We start from the raw sequence: 16277 nt of genomic DNA, 5'->3' as shown, positions 1-16277 counted from the left end.
AACGATCATGCAAACTCGTGACGACATTTTCCATACCTTGCGCGATGCCCTGGTCGAGCTCTTCGAACTGGATGCTGACCGTGTGACGCTGGAATCGAACCTGTACCAGGACCTGGAAATCGACAGTATTGATGCGGTCGACCTGATCGACCACATCAAGCGCCAGACTGGCAAGAAGATCGCTGCCGAAGAATTCAAGTCGGTGCGCACCGTGGGTGACGTGGTCGAGGCGGTCTATCGACTGGTCCAAGCGGCCGCATGAGCCGGCTGATTGGCCTCGGCCTGCTGCTGGCGGGCCTGCTGTACCCTTTTGCGGTGTATTTCGGCATGGAGCGCTTCGCCCCTTGGCAGTTCGGGCTGCTATTGGGCTGTCTGTGGCTTGCACGGGCGTTGCTCGGCAAGGGCGGGCCTGGTGGGCGCTGGATGGCCGTCACGGCGATCTTTTTTTGCGTGTTGCTCGCGGCATTCGACAGCCCGCTGCTGCTGCGCTGGTATCCGGTTTTGATCAGTGCCTTCATGCTGGCGCTGTTCACGCTGAGCCTGAGATACGGCCCGCCGGTCATCGAGCGCCTGGCCCGCCTGCGCGAACCGCACTTGCCGGCCAAGGCGGTGGTTTATACCCGCCAGGTCACAGTGGCCTGGAGCGTGTTTTTCCTGTGTAACGGTTTGCTCGCCGCCGCCCTTACCCTTTGGGCGCCGCTGAGCTGGTGGATGTTGTACACCGGCCTGATTTCCTACGGATTGATGGGGCTGCTGTTTGCCATTGAATGGCTCATACGACAACGGGTAAGAGGCCGCCCATGAATTGGATATCGCTTGAGCAGATCTTGCTCGAGGCCATGCCGGACCGCACTGTAGCCGTTGGTCCGGCGTTGGATCACGCACAACTGCGCGCAGACGCGCTATGCCTGGCCGCAGGATTGCAGGCCCGAGGCATCCGGCGCGTGGCCGTGCATCTCGACGATGCGGCGGGCCTGGCGATTGCCCTCCTCGGCGCCTGGCGAGCCGGCGCGCGCGTGCTGCTGCCCGCTGACCTGCAAGCCCAGACGCGCCAGCGCTGGTCGGCCGATGTCGACCTGTGGCTGACCGACCTGCCCGGCGACACGCAACCCGCCGACCTCCGGCAGGCGCCGCTGGAACCCGCCCGGCTGGACCTCGACCTGTGCTGGCTGACCTTGTGTACCTCCGGCTCCAGTGGCGAACCCAAGCGTATCGAGAAAACGCTGCGCCAGTTGAGCAATGAAGTCCAGGCGCTGGAGCAATTATGGGGCGCCGATCTTGGACCTGCGGCCTGCATGATCGGCAGCGTCGCCGCCCAGCATATCTATGGCTTGCTGTTCCGGGTGCTGTGGCCGCTGTGCGCCGGACGCACTTTCGTTCGTCGGCAACTGGCCTTCCCGGAAGATATGCAGCGCGCCAGTCGCGAGCACCCGGCGTTCGCCTGGGTCGCCAGCCCGGCCCTGCTCAAGCGCATGGGCGACAACCTCGACTGGCCAGCCTTGGGCAGCGTGCGCCGGGTGTTTTCCTCCGGCGGCGCCTTGCCTGCCGAGGCGGCCAGGAGTCTCGAACAGCGCCTGGGACAATGGCCGACGGAAGTATTCGGCAGCTCGGAAACCGGCGGCGTTGCCTGGCGCCATGGCGGCGATTTGTGGCAGCCCTTCGCCAGTGTCGAGCTGAGCCAGGACGGTGACGGCGCCTTGCTGATTGCCTCGCCTTATCTGCCGGCCGGACATGTGGAACACACCGCCGACGCGGCGCGGATCTTCCCTGACGGGCGTTTCGAATTGCTCGGGCGCTTGGATCGCATCGTCAAGCTCGAAGAAAAGCGCATCTCACTGCCGATGCTGGAACAGGCGTTGATGGCCCACGAGTGGGTCAGCGAAGCACGGTTGGGCGTCGTGCAGGAGAGTCGCGCCTCCCTCGGCGCCTTGCTGGTGCTCAGCGAAGCCGGCCTGTTTGCCCTGCGCAGTCTGGGCCGGCGAGCCGTTACCCTGGCCCTGCGCCAATACTTGAGCGGGCATTGTGAAACCTTGGCGCTGCCCCGACGCTGGCGCTGGCTGCGGCAATTGCCGTTGAACGCACAAGGCAAGCTGCCCCAGGCCGAAGTCGAAGCCGTGCTGATGGCACCGCGTCCGAAAGCCCCCGAGGTGCTTGAACAAATTGAAACCGACGGCGAATGGAGCCTGCGCCTGGCCGTACCGCCAGACTTGGCGTACTTCAGCGGCCACTTTCCCACCGCGCCGGTTCTTCCGGGGGTGGTGCAGGTCGATTGGGCCTTGAGCCTGGGCCGCCAATTGCTGGACCTGCCGCCCCGGTTCATCGGCATGGAAGTGCTGAAATTCCAGCAACTGGTGCGCCCGGGCGATGAAGTGCATCTCCACCTGCGCTTTGATCGTGAGCGCGGCAAGTTGTATTTCGCTTACCGCAATGACACCGCGGCGTGCTCCAGTGGACGGATTGTGTTGGGGGAAAACAATGCCTAGCCATCAGCTCGCCACAGAAAAGACCTTCGCCACAGGGGCAGAGCCCATGCATAACCCCTGTGCCGTCATCCCGGTCTACAACCACGAAACCGCCATCGCGACGGTGGTTCACACATTGCTCGGCAACGGCTTGCCCTGTGTGCTGGTGGACGATGCCAGCAGCCCGGCCTGCGCGGCGGTGCTTGAACAGTTGGCCGAAAACGAACGGGTTCACCTGGTCCGGCTGGCGGTCAACCAGGGCAAGGGCGGCGCGGTGATGACCGGGCTGCGGGAAGCTTCGCGCCTGGGCTTCAGCCACGCCTTGCAGGTCGATGCCGATGGGCAGCACGACCTTGGCGACGTGCGCACGTTCATCGAGCAATCCCGCGCTCACCCGGATGCGCTGATCTGCGGCTATCCCCTATACGACGCCAGCGTGCCGAAAGGTCGCCTGTACGCGCGCTACCTGACCCATGTCATGGTCTGGATCAACAGCCTGTCCCTGCAAATCCGCGATTCGATGTGCGGCTTCCGGGTCTACCCGCTGGCGCCGACCTTGGCGGTGATCGACTCGGCAAACATCGGCAAGCGCATGGATTTTGATTCCGACATCCTTGTGCGCCTGTCCTGGCGCAACCAGCCGATGCGCTGGCTGCAAACCCGCGTGCATTATCCTCTGGACGGTGTCTCGCACTTTCGCCTGTTCCACGACAACGTGCTGATCTCCCGCATGCACACCCGGTTGTTCTTCGGCATGCTGGTGCGCTTGCCGATGATTCTCTGGCAACGGTGGCGCCCATGAGCGCCGACAAACAACACTGGGCGGACCGCCAGGAGCGCGGCAGTTTCTGGCTGATGAAACTCACCGCGTTTGCCGCCAAGGTGTTGGGCCGTCGGTTGCTGACCCCGGTCCTGTACGGCATCGTCCTGTACTTCTTCGTTTTCGGTCGCAGCGCCCGGCACGCGGCCTGGCAATACCAGCAGCGCCTCGCCGACTGGAGCGGCCGCCCCGGACTGCGCCCATCCCACCGGCGCGTCTTCGGCCAGTTCATGGCCTTTGCCGACTCCCTGCTGGACAAGCTCGACGTCTGGAACGGCAAGCTGAGCATCGAGCAGATCGAAATCGTCGACCCGGCACTGCTGCGCAATCACCTGCGCGACGCACGCGGGCAGATGTTGGTGGGCGCGCACCTGGGCAACCTGGAAATGTGCCGGGCCCTGGCCGAGCTGGGCGAGAAAGTCACCATGAACGTGCTGGTGCACACCAAGCACGCCGAGCAGTTCAACCGTCTGTTGGGCGAAGCGGGCGCCACGCACCTGCGGCTGATCCAGGTCAGCGAGCTGGACCCGGTGATCATGCTGCAATTGAGCGAACGCCTGGAGCGTGGCGAATGGCTGGCGATAGCCGGCGACCGCGTACCGCTGCATGGCGGGCGCAGCGTGACCGTGGACTTCATGGGCTACCCGGCCGCGTTCCCGCAAGGCCCCTGGCTGCTGGCCGGCCTGCTGAAATGCCCGGTCAATCTGCTGATGTGTCTCAAGCACGAGGAACGCTATCGCGTCACCCTCGAACCCTTCGCCGATGCCGTGGCGTGGAAGCGCAACGACCGCGAACAAGTGATCGCCCACTGGGCCGCCCGCTACGCCGAGCGCCTGGCGCAGTACTGCCTGCAGGGCCCGCAACAGTGGTTCAATTTCTACCCATTCTGGAAGACCGATGACGATGCCCACTCTTGAGCCGGTAACCTTCGGCGAACGCCCCCTGCGCATTGAAGATGTGCTGGCCCTGGCCAACCGCCAGGCGCCGACGCAGTTGCAGGATGACCCGGCCTTCCGCCAACGCATCGCCAAGGGTGCGCAGTTTCTCGATTCCCTGCTGGACAAGGAAGGCGTCATCTACGGTGTGACCACCGGCTACGGTGATTCCTGCGTGGTGGCCGTGCCGTTGCACCACGTCGAAGCCCTGCCACGCCACCTGTACACCTTCCACGGCTGCGGCCTCGGCAAACTGTTGGATGCCCAAGCCACTCGCGCCGTACTGGCGGCGCGTTTGCAGTCGCTGTGCCACGGCGTGTCTGGGGTGCGGGTGGAATTGCTGGAGCGCCTCCAGGCCTTTCTCGAACACGACATCCTGCCGCTGATTCCGGAAGAAGGCTCAGTGGGCGCCAGCGGCGACCTGACCCCGCTGTCCTACGTCGCCGCCACGCTGTCCGGCGAACGGGAAGTGATGTTCCGCGGCGAACGCCGATTGGCGGCCGACGTGCATCGTGAACTGGGCTGGACGCCACTGGTGTTGCGGCCCAAGGAAGCCCTGGCGCTGATGAACGGCACTGCAGTAATGACCGGCCTGGCCTGCCTGGCCTTCGCCCGCGCCGACTACCTGCTGCAACTGGCGACCCGCATCACCGCGCTGAACGTCGTCGCTCTGCAAGGCAACCCGGAGCATTTCGACGAACGCCTGTTCGCCGCCAAGCCACATCCGGGGCAGATGCAAGTCGCCGCGTGGCTGCGCAAGGACCTGGCGATCGACGCCCCGACCGCCCCGCTGCATCGCCTGCAGGACCGCTATTCCCTGCGCTGTGCCCCCCATGTGCTGGGGGTCTTGGCCGACAGCCTGGGCTGGCTGCGCGGGTTCATCGAGACCGAACTCAACAGCGCCAACGACAACCCGATCATCGACGCCGAAGCCGAGCGCGTGCTCCACGGCGGGCATTTCTACGGCGGGCACATCGCCTTCGCCATGGACAGCCTGAAGAACCTGGTGGCCAACGTCGCCGACTTGCTGGACCGCCAGCTCGCGCTACTGGTGGATGAGCGCTACAACCATGGCCTGCCAAGCAACCTCTCCGGCGCCAGCGCCGAGCGGGCGATGCTCAATCATGGCTTCAAGGCCGTGCAGATCGGCACCAGCGCATGGACCGCCGAAGCCCTGAAAAACACCATGCCGGCCAGCGTGTTCTCGCGCTCCACCGAGTGCCACAACCAGGACAAGGTGAGCATGGGCACCATCGCCGCCCGGGACGCCATCCGTGTGTTGGAACTGACCGAACAAGTCGCCGCCGCTACCTTGCTCGCCGCCAACCAGGGCGTGTGGCTGCGCAGCCGTGCCGAAGACGCGCGACCGCTGCCGCCGGCCCTGGCCGCCATGCACCAACAACTGGCCGAGGACTTCCCGCCGGTCATCGAGGACCGCGCCCTGGAAGGCGAACTGCGCCTGTGTCTGCAACGCATCGCCGAACAACATTGGAGGCTGCATGCGTAGCCAAGGCGTCCTGCACGTCGACACCCAAATCGTGGTGCCGTTTTTCGATGTCGATTCGATGAACGTCGTCTGGCATGGCCACTACGTCAAATACCTCGAAGTGGCGCGCTGCGCCCTGCTCGACCTGATCGGTCACAACTACAACGACATGCTCGAATCGGGGCATGCGTGGCCGGTGATCGACTTGCAGTTGCGCTACGTACGCGGTGCCGTGTTCGGCCAGACGCTGAACGTGCGCGCCAGTCTGGTGGAGTGGGAAAACCGGCTCAAGATCAACTACCTGATCAGTGACGCCGCAACCGGCGAACGCTTCACCCGTGCCTGTTCAGTGCAAGTAGCCGTGGACATGGCCACTCGCGAAATGCTGCTGGCCTCGCCACGAGTGTTTGTCGAAGCGGTCGAGAGGAAACTGTCATGAAGCGCCTGTTCACCTGGCTGCTGCTGTGCGGCCTGTCGCCGCTGGCCCAGGCATTCGATCTGCAGCAGTTGAGCGACCAACTGGCCCGCCCGGACGTAATCCACGGCCAGTTCATCCAGGAAAAGCACCTGCGTGCCCTGCCCCAGCCCCTCACCAGCAAGGGCCGCTTCGTGCTGGCAAAAAACCACGGCCTGCTGTGGCTGTTGCAGACGCCGTTGCAACAGGATTACCGCATCACCAGCAACGGCATCGCCCGGCGGGACGGCGGCGCGTGGCAGATGCTGCCGAACAAGAGTGCCGGCGCCGAGCAGAACCGGTTGTTCCTGGCGGTGTTGCAGGGCGACAGCAGCGGCTTGCAGCGCGACTTCGAACTGAGCCTGTCGGGCGAGCCGCAACAATGGAAACTCACCCTGACCCCGCGTTCGGTGCTGCTCAAGCAGGTCTTCAACCAGATCAACATTGAGGGCGGCGAGTTGGTGCAGCGCATTGAATTGCTGGAAACCCAGGGCGACAGCACGGTGCTGCGCATGCAGGAGACCACGAGCAAGCAACCCTTGAGCGCAGCGGAGCAACATGACTTTGCCGAGTGAACGGAGGCTGCCGCGGCTGTTTCTGATCCTGCTGCTGGCAGTGCTCGCGCTCGCCGGTTGGCAATGGCGCAACGGCGCGCCGCTGTCGGCGAACCTGATGGAGTTGGTGCCGGGTACGACGCCGGATGCGCTGGAGCTGATCGCTGAACAACGCATGCAGGAACCGCTGAACCGCGAAGTGCTGGTGCTGGTCGGCCACACTGATCGCCAGCAAGCCATCGCCCTGGCGCAAACGCTGGGCGAGCAATGGCAAGCCAGCGGCCTGTTCGACAAGGTCCAATGGACGCTTCAAGCCGACTTGCCGGCGCTACGCGGGCAACTGCTCGACGGCCGGCTGGCCATGCTGTCGGCAGCTGACCGGCAACAATTGATCGATCATCCCGAGGCCTTTATCCAGCAGCGGGTACAAGCGCTGTTCGACCCGTTCAGCGGCTTCAGCCTGGTGCCGAGCCAGGACGACTGGCTCGGCCTGACCGCGCGTATCCAGAACAGCCAGCCCCAACGCGGCGCCATACAACTGGACATGGGCAGCGGTGCGTTGGTCGCCGAAGCCGACGGCAAGCATTGGGTCATGTTGCGGGCGCGCACCCAGGGCAACGCCTTTGACATGAGCCTGCCGCTGCGAGTCGCCGATCTGGTGCAACGCAGTCGCGAGCACGCAAGCCAGGCCCAAGGCCAACTCTTGGCCGCCAGCGGCCTGCTCTACGCCGCCAGTGGACAGCGACAGGCGTCGCAGGAAATCACCTGGGTCGGCGGCGGTGCAACGGTCGGCATCCTGTTGCTGCTGTTACTGGCGTTCCGTCGCTTTTCCGTGTGGCTGGCGTTCGTGCCGGTGCTGGTGGGCATGTTGTTCGGTGCGGTGGCCTGCGTGGCGTTGTTCGGTCGCATGCACGTCATGACCCTGGTCCTGGGTTCGAGCCTGATCGGCGTCGCCGTGGATTACCCGCTGCACTATTTGTCCAAGAGCTGGAGCCTCAAGCCGTGGCGCAGCTGGCCGGCGTTGCGTTTGACGCTGCCGGGCCTGAGCCTGAGCCTGGCGACCACCTGTATCGGTTACCTGGCCCTGGCCTGGACACCTTTCCCGGCACTGACCCAGATCGCGATTTTTTCCGCCGCAGGCCTGGTCGGCGCCTATCTGACGGCTGTCTGCCTGTTGCCGGCGTTGCTCAACCGGGCAGACCTGCGCCCCGCCCAGTGGCCGTTGCGGCTGTGCGAAAACCTGCTCCAGTGCCGCGCAGCGTTGCTGGCCCGGGTGCGCACGCCCGTCCTGCTCGCGCTGCTGCTGGCCTTCTGCGGTGGCGGCCTCTGGCAACTGAACAGCAAGAACGACATTCGCCAGTGGATCGGCACGCCCCAGCACCTGACTGACGAAGCCCGCGATGTCGCCCGCATCACCGGCTTCCAGCCCACCAGCCAGTTCTTCCTGATCCGTGCCGACGACCAGGCACAACTGCTGGAGCGCCAGACCGCGCTCAACGAACGGCTCGACCAGTTGATCGGCCTGGAGAAACTCCAGGGCTACCTGTCCCTCAATCAATTGGTCAGCCCGCCCGCCGAGCAACAAAAAGTCCGCGAAGCGCTGGGCCGGTTGCCGGGCTTCTGGCAACCGTTGCTGGACGTGGGAGTGCCGGTTGCGGCGCTGCAAGCGGAGGTGAACCAATTGCGGGCCCTGCCCGTGGCCGACATCGACGCCGCGCTGGCCGGCCCGCTGGCCGAGCCCTATCGTCCGCTCTGGCTCGGCCCGACAGCGCAAGGCGTAGCGGCTGTGGTCAGCCTGCAAGGCTTGAACGATGCCGCACTGTTAAGAGTCCAGGCGGTGGACTTGCCCAGCGTGCAACTGGTCGATCGCCTGGGTGATCTCAACCGCGTCTTCGCCGCCACGCAGGTCAGCGCGGCCGAATTGAAACTGGCCTCCTGCGTGCTGATCGTCCTGGTGCTGATCTGGCCGTTCGGCGTCGGCGGCGCCTTGCGCATCGTCGCGCTGCCGTTGCTGGCGGCGCTGTGCAGCCTGGCGAGCCTCGGCTGGCTGGGGCAGCCATTGACGCTGTTCAGCCTGTTCGGCCTGTTGTTGGTGACGGCCATTGGCGTCGACTACGCGATCCTCATGCGCGAGCAGATCGGCGGCGCCGCCGTGAGCCTGCTGGGCACGCTGCTGGCGGCGATCACCACCTGGCTGTCGTTCGGCCTGCTGGCGCTGTCGAGCACGCCGGCGGTAAGCAATTTCGGCTTGGCGGTTAGCCTCGGATTGGCGTTCAGCTTCCTGCTCGCGCCGTGGGCCGGGCGGCCGGTCCATGCGGCCAAGGTTGCGGAGCCAGTCCAATGATGACCGTGCTGTTCTGGCTCATGGCCCTCGCGCTGTTTGCCGTGGCGACGCTGACCGGGCGCCGCTTCGGGCTGATCCCGATCGTCAGCCAATTGCTGCTGGCAACGCTCGGCCTGCCCTTGCTGATGTATTTCTGGATCGAGTCGGGCTGGCACCTCAGCGGTGCGCAACTGGTCTCGCCCGTGTGGCTGAAGAACCTCTACAGCCTCGCATTCGCCTTGTTGCTGGGGCACATCCTCAGTGATGTGATCGACCTGCGCCTGGACCGCCAGAGCGTGAAGATCGCCCTGCCAAGCTTTGGCGTACCGTTTGCCTGCGGCTTGGCGACCGCGTTCTGGCTGCTGCCAACTCAACCCTGGATCAGCTCGCTGGCGGTTGGGCTGCTGTTCGCGATCACGGCGATACCGGTGCTGTATCTGTATCTGCGCCACATTGCCTATCCGCCCGCCGCGACCCGGCGGCTGGTGCAAACCGCCATCCTGATCGACCTGATCTGCTGGAGCCTGTTCGCCCTGGCCCAGGGCAGCCTGCACCTGGGCAGCCTGTTGCTGCCACTGGCCGGCGCCTGCGTGCCGTTGCTGCTGCGACTGGCGGGCCTGCGCCAGCCCTTGCTGCACAGCGGCCTGTTTTTTGCCCTCCTGGTGCTGGCCGAGCATTACCGGCTCAATGCGCTCATCGTCGGCATCGGCTACCTGCTGTGCATGGCCGCGCTCAAGGTACCGCTGGTATTACCCCTCGGCACCGAGTGGATGAACAGGTTGCAGACCTACCTGGCCATCCCGTTGATCCTGACGTTCGGTATCGTGCAGATCAATGTGCACAGCGCCGTGGACAGCCTTGGCTGGGTCCAGCTTGTGGCGTTGCTGCTGTTGCCCATTGCCAGCAAACTGCTGGGCAACTGGCTGGGGCTCGGTTGGGCGGGGGCGTCCTTCGCCGGCGCCAGCCGCTTGCGCGAAAGTATCTTGCTGAATATTCGCGGCTTGAGTGAAATCGTCTTCCTCAATCTGCTGCTACAACAACAACTCATCAGCCCGGCGCTGTACTTCGCACTGATGCTGATGGGTTTGATCGCTACATTGCTACCGGCCCTGGCCGGTTTTCACCGTATTCCTTCGCACGCCGTCCCGGCCAGGAGCCCCCGTGTCAACAGTTGAAATGGAACGTCGACAGGTCGTCATCATCGGCGCAGGCCCCTCCGGCGCGATCGCCGCCGCACTGCTCAAGCGCAAGGGACACGATGTGCTGGTCATCGAGCGCCAGCATTTCCCACGGTTCTCCATCGGCGAGAGCCTGTTGTCCCACTGCCTGGATTTCGTCGAAGAAGCCGGCATGCTCGACGCGGTCAACGCCGCCGGCTTCCAACGCAAGAACGGCGCCGCATTCGCCTGGGGCGAGCGCTACAGCGCCTTCGATTTCGGCGACACCTTCAGCGAAGGCAAGCCCACCACGTTCCAGGTCCAGCGCGCCGACTTCGACAAGCTGCTCGCCGACCAAGCGGCCCTGCAAGGTGTGGAAATCCGCTACGGCCAGGCCATTGCCAACGTTGATTTCTCCCTCGCCAAGCCGCAACTGGGCGTGCAGCGCGAAGACGGCAGCGAGTATCGGGTCGAGGCCGATTTCGTTCTCGACGCCAGCGGCTATGGCCGGGTCCTGCCGCGCCTGCTGGACCTTGAGGCGCCGTCGAACTTCCCGGTGCGCCAAGCGGTATTCACCCACATCGAAGACCGCATCGACAACCCGGCCTTCGATCGCGAGAAAATCCTCATCACGACCCATCCGACGAAGCGCGATGTGTGGTTCTGGACCATCCCCTTCAGCGGCGGCCGTTGCTCGGTGGGCGTGGTCGCGGCGGCTGGGCATTTCGAGGGCCGGACCGATGACCTCGACGCCTGCCTGCGCGGCTTCATCGACGAAACGCCAAGCCTGGCCGGCGTGCTGGACAATGCCCTGTGGGACACCCCGGCGCGGACCATCGGCGGCTACTCGGCCAACGTCAAGACCTTGCACGGCCCCGGCTTCGCCCTGCTGGGCAACGCTGCGGAATTTCTCGACCCGGTGTTCTCGTCCGGCGTGACCATCGCCATGCGCTCGGCGAGCATGGCCGCTGGGGTGCTGCATCGTCAGCTGTCAGGCGAGCAGGTAGATTGGCAAAGCGAATTCGCCGAGCCACTCAAACGCGGCGTCGACACGTTCCGCTGCTACGTCGAAGGCTGGTACGCGGGGACGTTCCAGGATGTGATCTTCTACACCGAAGGCTCCGCCGACATCCGCCGCATGATCAGTTCGATCCTCGCCGGCTACGCCTGGGACCAGCGCAACCCCTTCGTCAGCGAACCCAAGCGGCGCCTGCGCATGCTCTCGGAGATCTGCGCGAGCACAGCGCCGAGTCAGCAAGCATGAGCTACCTGAGCGACAACTATGTCGAAGAAACCCGTTTCGGTTTCTGGTTCCTGCGCAGCCACACCTGGCAGCACCATGTGCTGCGCGTGGCGATCAACGACCTGCGCGGTCTGTTCGGCGCCGCGCCGCCGGCAAATCCTGTGCTGCTGGATGCCGGTTGCGGCCAGGGCAAGTCGTTCCAGTACCTGCGCCAGGCATTCGCGCCGCAGCGCCTGATTGGCGTGGACGCGGACCCGCACAGCCTGGACCTGAGCGCCGAAGAAGCGGCCCGCCAGGACATGACGGTGGAACTGATCGGCAGCGATTGCGCGACCTTGGCCGTACCCGACGCCAGCGTCGACCTGCTGTTCTGCCACCAGACCTTTCATCACCTGGTGGAACAGGAAAAAGCCCTCGCCGAGTTCTATCGCGTGCTCAAGCCCGGCGGCTACCTGATGTTCGCTGAATCCACCGAGGCCTACATCGACACCTGGGTGATCCGCTGGCTGTTCCGCCACCCGATGCACGTGCAGAAAAGTGCCGCGCAGTACTTGGCGATGATCCGCAACCAAGGGTTCCAGTTCGAGGACGGCAACGTGTCCTACCCGTACCTGTGGTGGAGCCGCGCCAAGGACTTCGGCTTGCTGGAGCGCTGGGGCCTGCGTCGGCCCAAGCCGTTCGGCGAGCGCGAGGAAACCCTGGTCAACGTGGTGGCGCGCAAGCCACTCGACGGGGGCGCCTGATGATCCGGGCCCTGCTTATCGGCTTTGTACTGCTGCTCAGCGCCTGCGCCAGCCAGGCACCGCTGCCCGAGCGTATGCCGACCCTGGCGCTGCCGCTGCAATTGCACATCGAGCGGCAACTGGCCGGCCAGCGCCAGGATTGGCTGTTGGTGATCCAGCGTGAAAGCACGGGCATCCGCTGGTCGATGATGGACCCGCTGGGCATTCCCGTCGCACGCCAGCGTCTTGTGGATGGCCAATGGCAGGCTGACGGCCTGCTGCCGCCCAATGCCGAGGCCAGGGAATTGTTCGCGGCGCTGTTGTTCGCCTTGACCCCGAAAACGGAGCTTGCCGGCCGCTACCCCGTCGCCCGGCAACACGACGTTGAACGCGCCCTCGATACGCGCTGGCAGGTGCGCTACAAGCAACCACTGGATTTTGAATTGCGCCTGCCCCAAGGCCCGCACTACCGCATTACACCGCTGACCGAGAGCCCACCATGACCGCCTATCTGAACGCCCTCGGAGTCATCTGCTCCCTGGGCCGGGACAAACAAAGCGTCGCTCGCAACCTGTTTGCAGGCGATTGCTCGGGCGTGCGCGTCGAAGCCGGCTGGGTGGCCGAGCGGGCATTGCCGGTGGCTTCGGTAACGGGTGAACTGCCCCCCATCCCCGAGGCGCTGGTGGCGCAACGCAGCCGCAACAACCAACTATTGCTTGAAGCAGCATTGCAGATCCGGCCCGAAATCGACCAGGCCATCAAGGCCTACGGCCCCACGCGCATCGGCATCGTCCTGGGCACCAGCACGTCGGGCATCGACGAGGCCAGCCAGGGCATCGCCCATTACCTGCGCGAGCAACGGTTCCCCGAAGGCTACGATTACCAGCAGCAGGAACTCAGCGCGCCGGCCAATTTCCTCTCCGACTGGCTTGGCTTGAGCGGCCCTTCCTACGTGATCTCGACCGCCTGCACCTCCAGCGCGCGAGCCTTGATGAGCGCGCGTCGCCTGCTGGACCTGGACCTGTGCGATGCAGTGCTTTGCGGCGGTGTAGACAGTTTATGCAAGCTGACCCTCAATGGCTTCTGCGCCCTGGAAGCGGTGTCGAGCGAGCGCTGCAACCCGTTTTCGGTGAACCGCAGCGGCATCAACATCGGCGAAGCGGCGGTGCTGTTTCTCATGAGCAAGACGCCAGGCGACGGCCACTCGATTGCCCTGCTGGGTGACGGGGCCAGCTCCGACGCCCATCACATTTCCGCGCCGGAACCCAGCGGTCGCGGCGCCCGCCAGGCGATGGAAAAAGCCCTGCGCTGCGCTGGCCTGGACGCCAGCCAGATCGACTACCTGAACCTGCATGGCACCGCCACGCAACATAACGACGCCATGGAAAGCCACGCGGTGGCCGGATTGTTTCCAGCGGGGGTGCCTTGCTCGTCCACCAAGCCCATGACCGGCCACACGCTTGGCGCGGCAGGCGCACTGGAGGCAGCGTTTTGCTGGCTGGCCTTGAGCGCGGAAAACCCCAGCCACGCCTTGCCACCGCATGTCTGGGACGGCCAGGCCGATCCCGAACTGCCGGCGCTGAACTGGATCGATAGCCGCGCCCGCCTGAACCCGACCCTCCCCCGTCGCTTGATGAGCAACTCGTTTGCCTTCGGCGGCAACAACGTCAGCCTCATTATCGGAGACGCCCAATGATCGACTGGCCGCTCGCCGAACTGCTGCCCCACGCAGGCGACATGATTCTTATCGACCGGATCGTGAGCTTCGATGACGAGCAGATCCATACACTCGCCATGGTCAAGCCGGGCGGGTTGTTCAACCGTGAGGATGGCGCACTGCCGGCCTGGGTCGGCATCGAGTTGATGGCCCAGAGCGTCGCGGCGTTCGCCGGCTGTCATGCCCGCCGACGCGGAGATGCCGTGGAGCTCGGCTTTTTGCTTGGGACGCGCAAGTTCGAATGCAATGTCGAACATTTCCCCCTCGGCACCGAACTGGCCATCCATGGCGTGCGCTCCCTGGAAGACGACAACGGCATGGGTGTGTTCGAATGCCATATCCAGGCGCCCGGCATCCATGCCACGGCGCGGCTGAACGTATTCCGTCCACCCCATGCGGCCCAGTACCTCAATGAAACCTCTGCAACAGGAACCCAGCCATGACTGAATCCGTACTGGTCACCGGCTCCAGCCGTGGCATCGGCCGCGCCATCGCTTTGCGTTTGGCCCAGGCCGGGCACGACATTGTCTTGCACTGCCGCAGCGGTCGCGCCGAGGCCGAAGCCGTCCAGGCAGAAGTCCAGGCCCTGGGCCGCAACGCCAGGGTGCTGCAATTCGACGTGTCCGACCGCGCCGCCTGCAAAGCCGCTCTCGAAGCTGATGTCGAAACTCACGGCGCTTACTACGGTGTGGTGCTCAACGCCGGCCTGACCCGCGACGGCGCCTTCCCGGCGTTGAGTGAAGACGACTGGGACAGCGTGTTGCGCACCAACCTAGACGGTTTCTACAACGTGCTGCATCCGGTGATGATGCCGATGATCCGCCGCCGTGCCGCTGGACGAATCGTCTGTATCACGTCTGTGTCCGGCCTGATCGGCAACCGTGGCCAGGTCAATTACAGCGCTTCGAAAGCCGGCCTCATCGGCGCGGCCAAGGCGTTGGCCATCGAGCTGGGCAAGCGCAAGATCACCGTCAACTGCGTCGCGCCGGGATTGATCGACACCGCCATGCTCGATGGAAACGTGCCCGTGGAAGAATTGATGAAAATGATCCCCGCCCAGCGCATGGGCACCCCGGAAGAAGTCGCCAGCGCGGTGAACTTCCTGATGTCCGCCGAAGCTGGCTACATCACCCGGCAGATCCTGGCCGTCAACGGAGGCTTGTGCTGATGAAGCGTGTCGTCGTCACCGGCATGGCCGGTATCACCTCCATCGGCAGCGACTGGGAGACCATCGCCGCCAACTTCGCCGCCAACCGCAGCGGCATCCGGCGCATGGATGAGTGGGACCGTTTCACCGAGCTGAACACGCGCCTGGCCGGGCCCATCGATGACTTCCAGGTCCCCGCCCACTGGACCCGCAAGCAATTGCGCAGCATGGGCCGGGTCTCGCGCCTGGCGGTGGCCTCGGCTGAACAGGCCCTGGCCGACGCTGGCCTGTTGGGCGACCCGTCGATCAAGGACGGGCGCATGGGCGTGTCCTGCGGCTCGTCCACCGGCAGCACCGATGAGATCAAGGCCTTCGGCAACATGCTGCTCAACAGCGTGGCCGAAGGGCTGAACGCCAATTCCTACGTGCGAATGATGCCCCACACCACGGCGGCCAATATCAGCATCTTCTTCGGCCTGACTGGACGGCTGATCCCTACGTCCAGCGCCTGTACCAGCGGCAGCCACGGCATCGGCTATGCCTATGAAGCGATCAAGTTCGGCCGCTTGCCGCTGATGCTCGCTGGCGGCGCGGAAGAACTGTGCCCGACCGAAGCGATGGTCTTCGATGCGCTCTACGCCACCAGCCTGAAAAACGATGCGCCGCAGACCAGCCCGCGCCCCTACGACAAGGGACGCGATGGGTTAGTGATCGGTGAAGGCGCCGGCATGCTGGTGCTCGAAGAGTTGGAACATGCCTTGGCTCGTGGCGCGCACATCCACGCCGAGATCGTCGGTTTTGGCAGTAACGCCGACGGCCAGCACGCCACCCGCCCGGAGTTGAACACCATGCGCCGGGCTATGGAACTGGCCTTGGAAGACGCCGGCCTCGAACCGTCCGCCATTGGCTACGTCAACGGTCACGGCACCGCCACCGAACAGGGCGACGTCGCCGAGACCCTGGCCACCAGCAGCCTGTTCGGCGAGCACATGCCCATCAGCTCGCAGAAAAGCTTCCTCGGTCATACCCTTGGCGCCTGCGGTGCGTTGGAGTCCTGGTTCAGCATCGAAATGATGAACCGCGACGTTTACGTGCACACCTGCAACCTCGATGAAGTCGACCCCGAATGCGGCAAGCTCGATTACTTGCGCAACGAGTTTCGCGCGATGAGCAATGAGTACGTGATGAATAACAACTTTGCCTTCGGTGGGGTCAACACCTCGCTGATCTTCCGCCGCTGGCACTGAACCCGTTAAT

General features: G+C 64.6%; 17 protein-coding genes. All 17 read left to right on the top strand.

Going from position 1 to position 16277, the window contains the following annotated elements; genetic code table 11:
* Positions 1 to 7 precede the first annotated feature (7 nt).
* From J3P79_RS02465 to J3P79_RS02385, 17 genes are read left to right on the top strand one after another with little or no spacing between them, the layout of a single operon-like run.
* A complete protein-coding gene (locus tag J3P79_RS02465) occupies positions 8 to 262 on the top strand; it encodes an acyl carrier protein (protein ID WP_434607876.1) in 255 nt (84 codons plus the stop codon).
* A complete protein-coding gene (locus J3P79_RS02460; protein WP_434607874.1) occupies positions 259 to 804 on the top strand; it encodes a hypothetical protein in 546 nt (181 codons plus the stop codon). Before J3P79_RS02465 ends, J3P79_RS02460 begins: the two co-directional genes overlap by 4 nt.
* Positions 801 to 2483, top strand: a complete 1683-nt coding sequence (locus J3P79_RS02455; RefSeq protein ID WP_434607872.1) for an AMP-binding protein — start codon at positions 801 to 803, stop codon at positions 2481 to 2483. The genes J3P79_RS02460 and J3P79_RS02455 overlap by 4 nt, the downstream gene beginning before the upstream one ends.
* 46 nt (positions 2484 to 2529) lie before the next feature.
* The gene (locus tag J3P79_RS02450; protein ID WP_434607870.1) at positions 2530 to 3264 is read left to right on the top strand and encodes a glycosyltransferase family 2 protein; all 735 of its coding nucleotides are present in this window, start codon (positions 2530 to 2532) and stop codon (positions 3262 to 3264) included.
* Complete coding sequence (locus tag J3P79_RS02445) at positions 3261 to 4199, top strand: glycosyl transferase (RefSeq protein ID WP_434607868.1); 939 nt, start codon at positions 3261 to 3263, stop codon at positions 4197 to 4199. Before J3P79_RS02450 ends, J3P79_RS02445 begins: the two co-directional genes overlap by 4 nt.
* Positions 4180 to 5724, top strand: a complete 1545-nt coding sequence (locus tag J3P79_RS02440) for an HAL/PAL/TAL family ammonia-lyase (protein WP_030140956.1) — start codon at positions 4180 to 4182, stop codon at positions 5722 to 5724. The genes J3P79_RS02445 and J3P79_RS02440 overlap by 20 nt, the downstream gene beginning before the upstream one ends.
* Entirely contained in the window at positions 5717 to 6142 is a 426-nt protein-coding gene (locus J3P79_RS02435) for an acyl-CoA thioesterase (protein ID WP_434607865.1), read from the top strand. The genes J3P79_RS02440 and J3P79_RS02435 overlap by 8 nt, the downstream gene beginning before the upstream one ends.
* The gene (locus J3P79_RS02430) at positions 6139 to 6732 is read left to right on the top strand and encodes an outer membrane lipoprotein carrier protein LolA (RefSeq protein ID WP_434607862.1); all 594 of its coding nucleotides are present in this window, start codon (positions 6139 to 6141) and stop codon (positions 6730 to 6732) included. Before J3P79_RS02435 ends, J3P79_RS02430 begins: the two co-directional genes overlap by 4 nt.
* The gene (locus tag J3P79_RS02425) at positions 6716 to 9055 is read left to right on the top strand and encodes an MMPL family transporter (protein ID WP_434607859.1); all 2340 of its coding nucleotides are present in this window, start codon (positions 6716 to 6718) and stop codon (positions 9053 to 9055) included. Before J3P79_RS02430 ends, J3P79_RS02425 begins: the two co-directional genes overlap by 17 nt.
* Entirely contained in the window at positions 9052 to 10209 is a 1158-nt protein-coding gene (locus J3P79_RS02420) for a sodium:proton antiporter (protein ID WP_434607857.1), read from the top strand. The genes J3P79_RS02425 and J3P79_RS02420 overlap by 4 nt, the downstream gene beginning before the upstream one ends.
* Entirely contained in the window at positions 10196 to 11455 is a 1260-nt protein-coding gene (locus J3P79_RS02415; protein WP_434607854.1) for an NAD(P)/FAD-dependent oxidoreductase, read from the top strand. The genes J3P79_RS02420 and J3P79_RS02415 overlap by 14 nt, the downstream gene beginning before the upstream one ends.
* Positions 11452 to 12177 (top strand): class I SAM-dependent methyltransferase, encoded by a 726-nt coding sequence (locus J3P79_RS02410; protein WP_434607852.1) that lies wholly within the window; start codon positions 11452 to 11454, stop codon positions 12175 to 12177. Before J3P79_RS02415 ends, J3P79_RS02410 begins: the two co-directional genes overlap by 4 nt.
* A complete protein-coding gene (locus tag J3P79_RS02405) occupies positions 12177 to 12659 on the top strand; it encodes a DUF3261 domain-containing protein (protein WP_434607849.1) in 483 nt (160 codons plus the stop codon). Before J3P79_RS02410 ends, J3P79_RS02405 begins: the two co-directional genes overlap by 1 nt.
* Positions 12656 to 13852, top strand: coding sequence for a beta-ketoacyl-[acyl-carrier-protein] synthase family protein (locus J3P79_RS02400; RefSeq protein ID WP_434607846.1), 1197 nt, complete (start codon positions 12656 to 12658; stop codon positions 13850 to 13852). Before J3P79_RS02405 ends, J3P79_RS02400 begins: the two co-directional genes overlap by 4 nt.
* Positions 13849 to 14316, top strand: coding sequence for a hotdog family protein (locus tag J3P79_RS02395; protein WP_434607844.1), 468 nt, complete (start codon positions 13849 to 13851; stop codon positions 14314 to 14316). The genes J3P79_RS02400 and J3P79_RS02395 overlap by 4 nt, the downstream gene beginning before the upstream one ends.
* Positions 14313 to 15041, top strand: coding sequence for a 3-oxoacyl-ACP reductase FabG (gene fabG / locus J3P79_RS02390; protein ID WP_434607842.1), 729 nt, complete (start codon positions 14313 to 14315; stop codon positions 15039 to 15041). Before J3P79_RS02395 ends, fabG begins: the two co-directional genes overlap by 4 nt.
* Entirely contained in the window at positions 15041 to 16267 is a 1227-nt protein-coding gene (locus J3P79_RS02385; protein ID WP_434607841.1) for a beta-ketoacyl-ACP synthase, read from the top strand. Before fabG ends, J3P79_RS02385 begins: the two co-directional genes overlap by 1 nt.
* Positions 16268 to 16277: the final 10 nt, after the last annotated feature.

Origin of the sequence: Pseudomonas sp. R1-7 (genome assembly GCF_051132105.1) — a bacterium.
Classification (GTDB): domain Bacteria; phylum Pseudomonadota; class Gammaproteobacteria; order Pseudomonadales; family Pseudomonadaceae; genus Aquipseudomonas.
Note: the sequence above shows the minus strand (reverse complement) of the source record. Positions and strands in the feature narration are given on the sequence as shown.

Bases quoted from the DNA above. Each gene is read 5' to 3' on its own strand.
- J3P79_RS02465 (WP_434607876.1), top strand. From the start codon at position 8: ATGCAAACTCGTGACGACATTTTCCATACCTTGCGCGATGCCCTGGTC.
- J3P79_RS02460 (WP_434607874.1), top strand. From the start codon at position 259: ATGAGCCGGCTGATTGGCCTCGGCCTGCTGCTGGCGGGCCTGCTGTAC.
- J3P79_RS02455 (WP_434607872.1), top strand. From the start codon at position 801: ATGAATTGGATATCGCTTGAGCAGATCTTGCTCGAGGCCATGCCGGAC.
- J3P79_RS02450 (WP_434607870.1), top strand. From the start codon at position 2,530: ATGCATAACCCCTGTGCCGTCATCCCGGTCTACAACCACGAAACCGCC.
- J3P79_RS02445 (WP_434607868.1), top strand. From the start codon at position 3,261: ATGAGCGCCGACAAACAACACTGGGCGGACCGCCAGGAGCGCGGCAGT.
- J3P79_RS02440 (WP_030140956.1), top strand. From the start codon at position 4,180: ATGACGATGCCCACTCTTGAGCCGGTAACCTTCGGCGAACGCCCCCTG.
- J3P79_RS02435 (WP_434607865.1), top strand. From the start codon at position 5,717: ATGCGTAGCCAAGGCGTCCTGCACGTCGACACCCAAATCGTGGTGCCG.
- J3P79_RS02430 (WP_434607862.1), top strand. From the start codon at position 6,139: ATGAAGCGCCTGTTCACCTGGCTGCTGCTGTGCGGCCTGTCGCCGCTG.
- J3P79_RS02425 (WP_434607859.1), top strand. From the start codon at position 6,716: ATGACTTTGCCGAGTGAACGGAGGCTGCCGCGGCTGTTTCTGATCCTG.
- J3P79_RS02420 (WP_434607857.1), top strand. From the start codon at position 9,052: ATGATGACCGTGCTGTTCTGGCTCATGGCCCTCGCGCTGTTTGCCGTG.
- J3P79_RS02410 (WP_434607852.1), top strand. From the start codon at position 11,452: ATGAGCTACCTGAGCGACAACTATGTCGAAGAAACCCGTTTCGGTTTC.
- J3P79_RS02405 (WP_434607849.1), top strand. From the start codon at position 12,177: ATGATCCGGGCCCTGCTTATCGGCTTTGTACTGCTGCTCAGCGCCTGC.
- J3P79_RS02400 (WP_434607846.1), top strand. From the start codon at position 12,656: ATGACCGCCTATCTGAACGCCCTCGGAGTCATCTGCTCCCTGGGCCGG.
- J3P79_RS02395 (WP_434607844.1), top strand. From the start codon at position 13,849: ATGATCGACTGGCCGCTCGCCGAACTGCTGCCCCACGCAGGCGACATG.
- fabG (WP_434607842.1), top strand. From the start codon at position 14,313: ATGACTGAATCCGTACTGGTCACCGGCTCCAGCCGTGGCATCGGCCGC.
- J3P79_RS02385 (WP_434607841.1), top strand. From the start codon at position 15,041: ATGAAGCGTGTCGTCGTCACCGGCATGGCCGGTATCACCTCCATCGGC.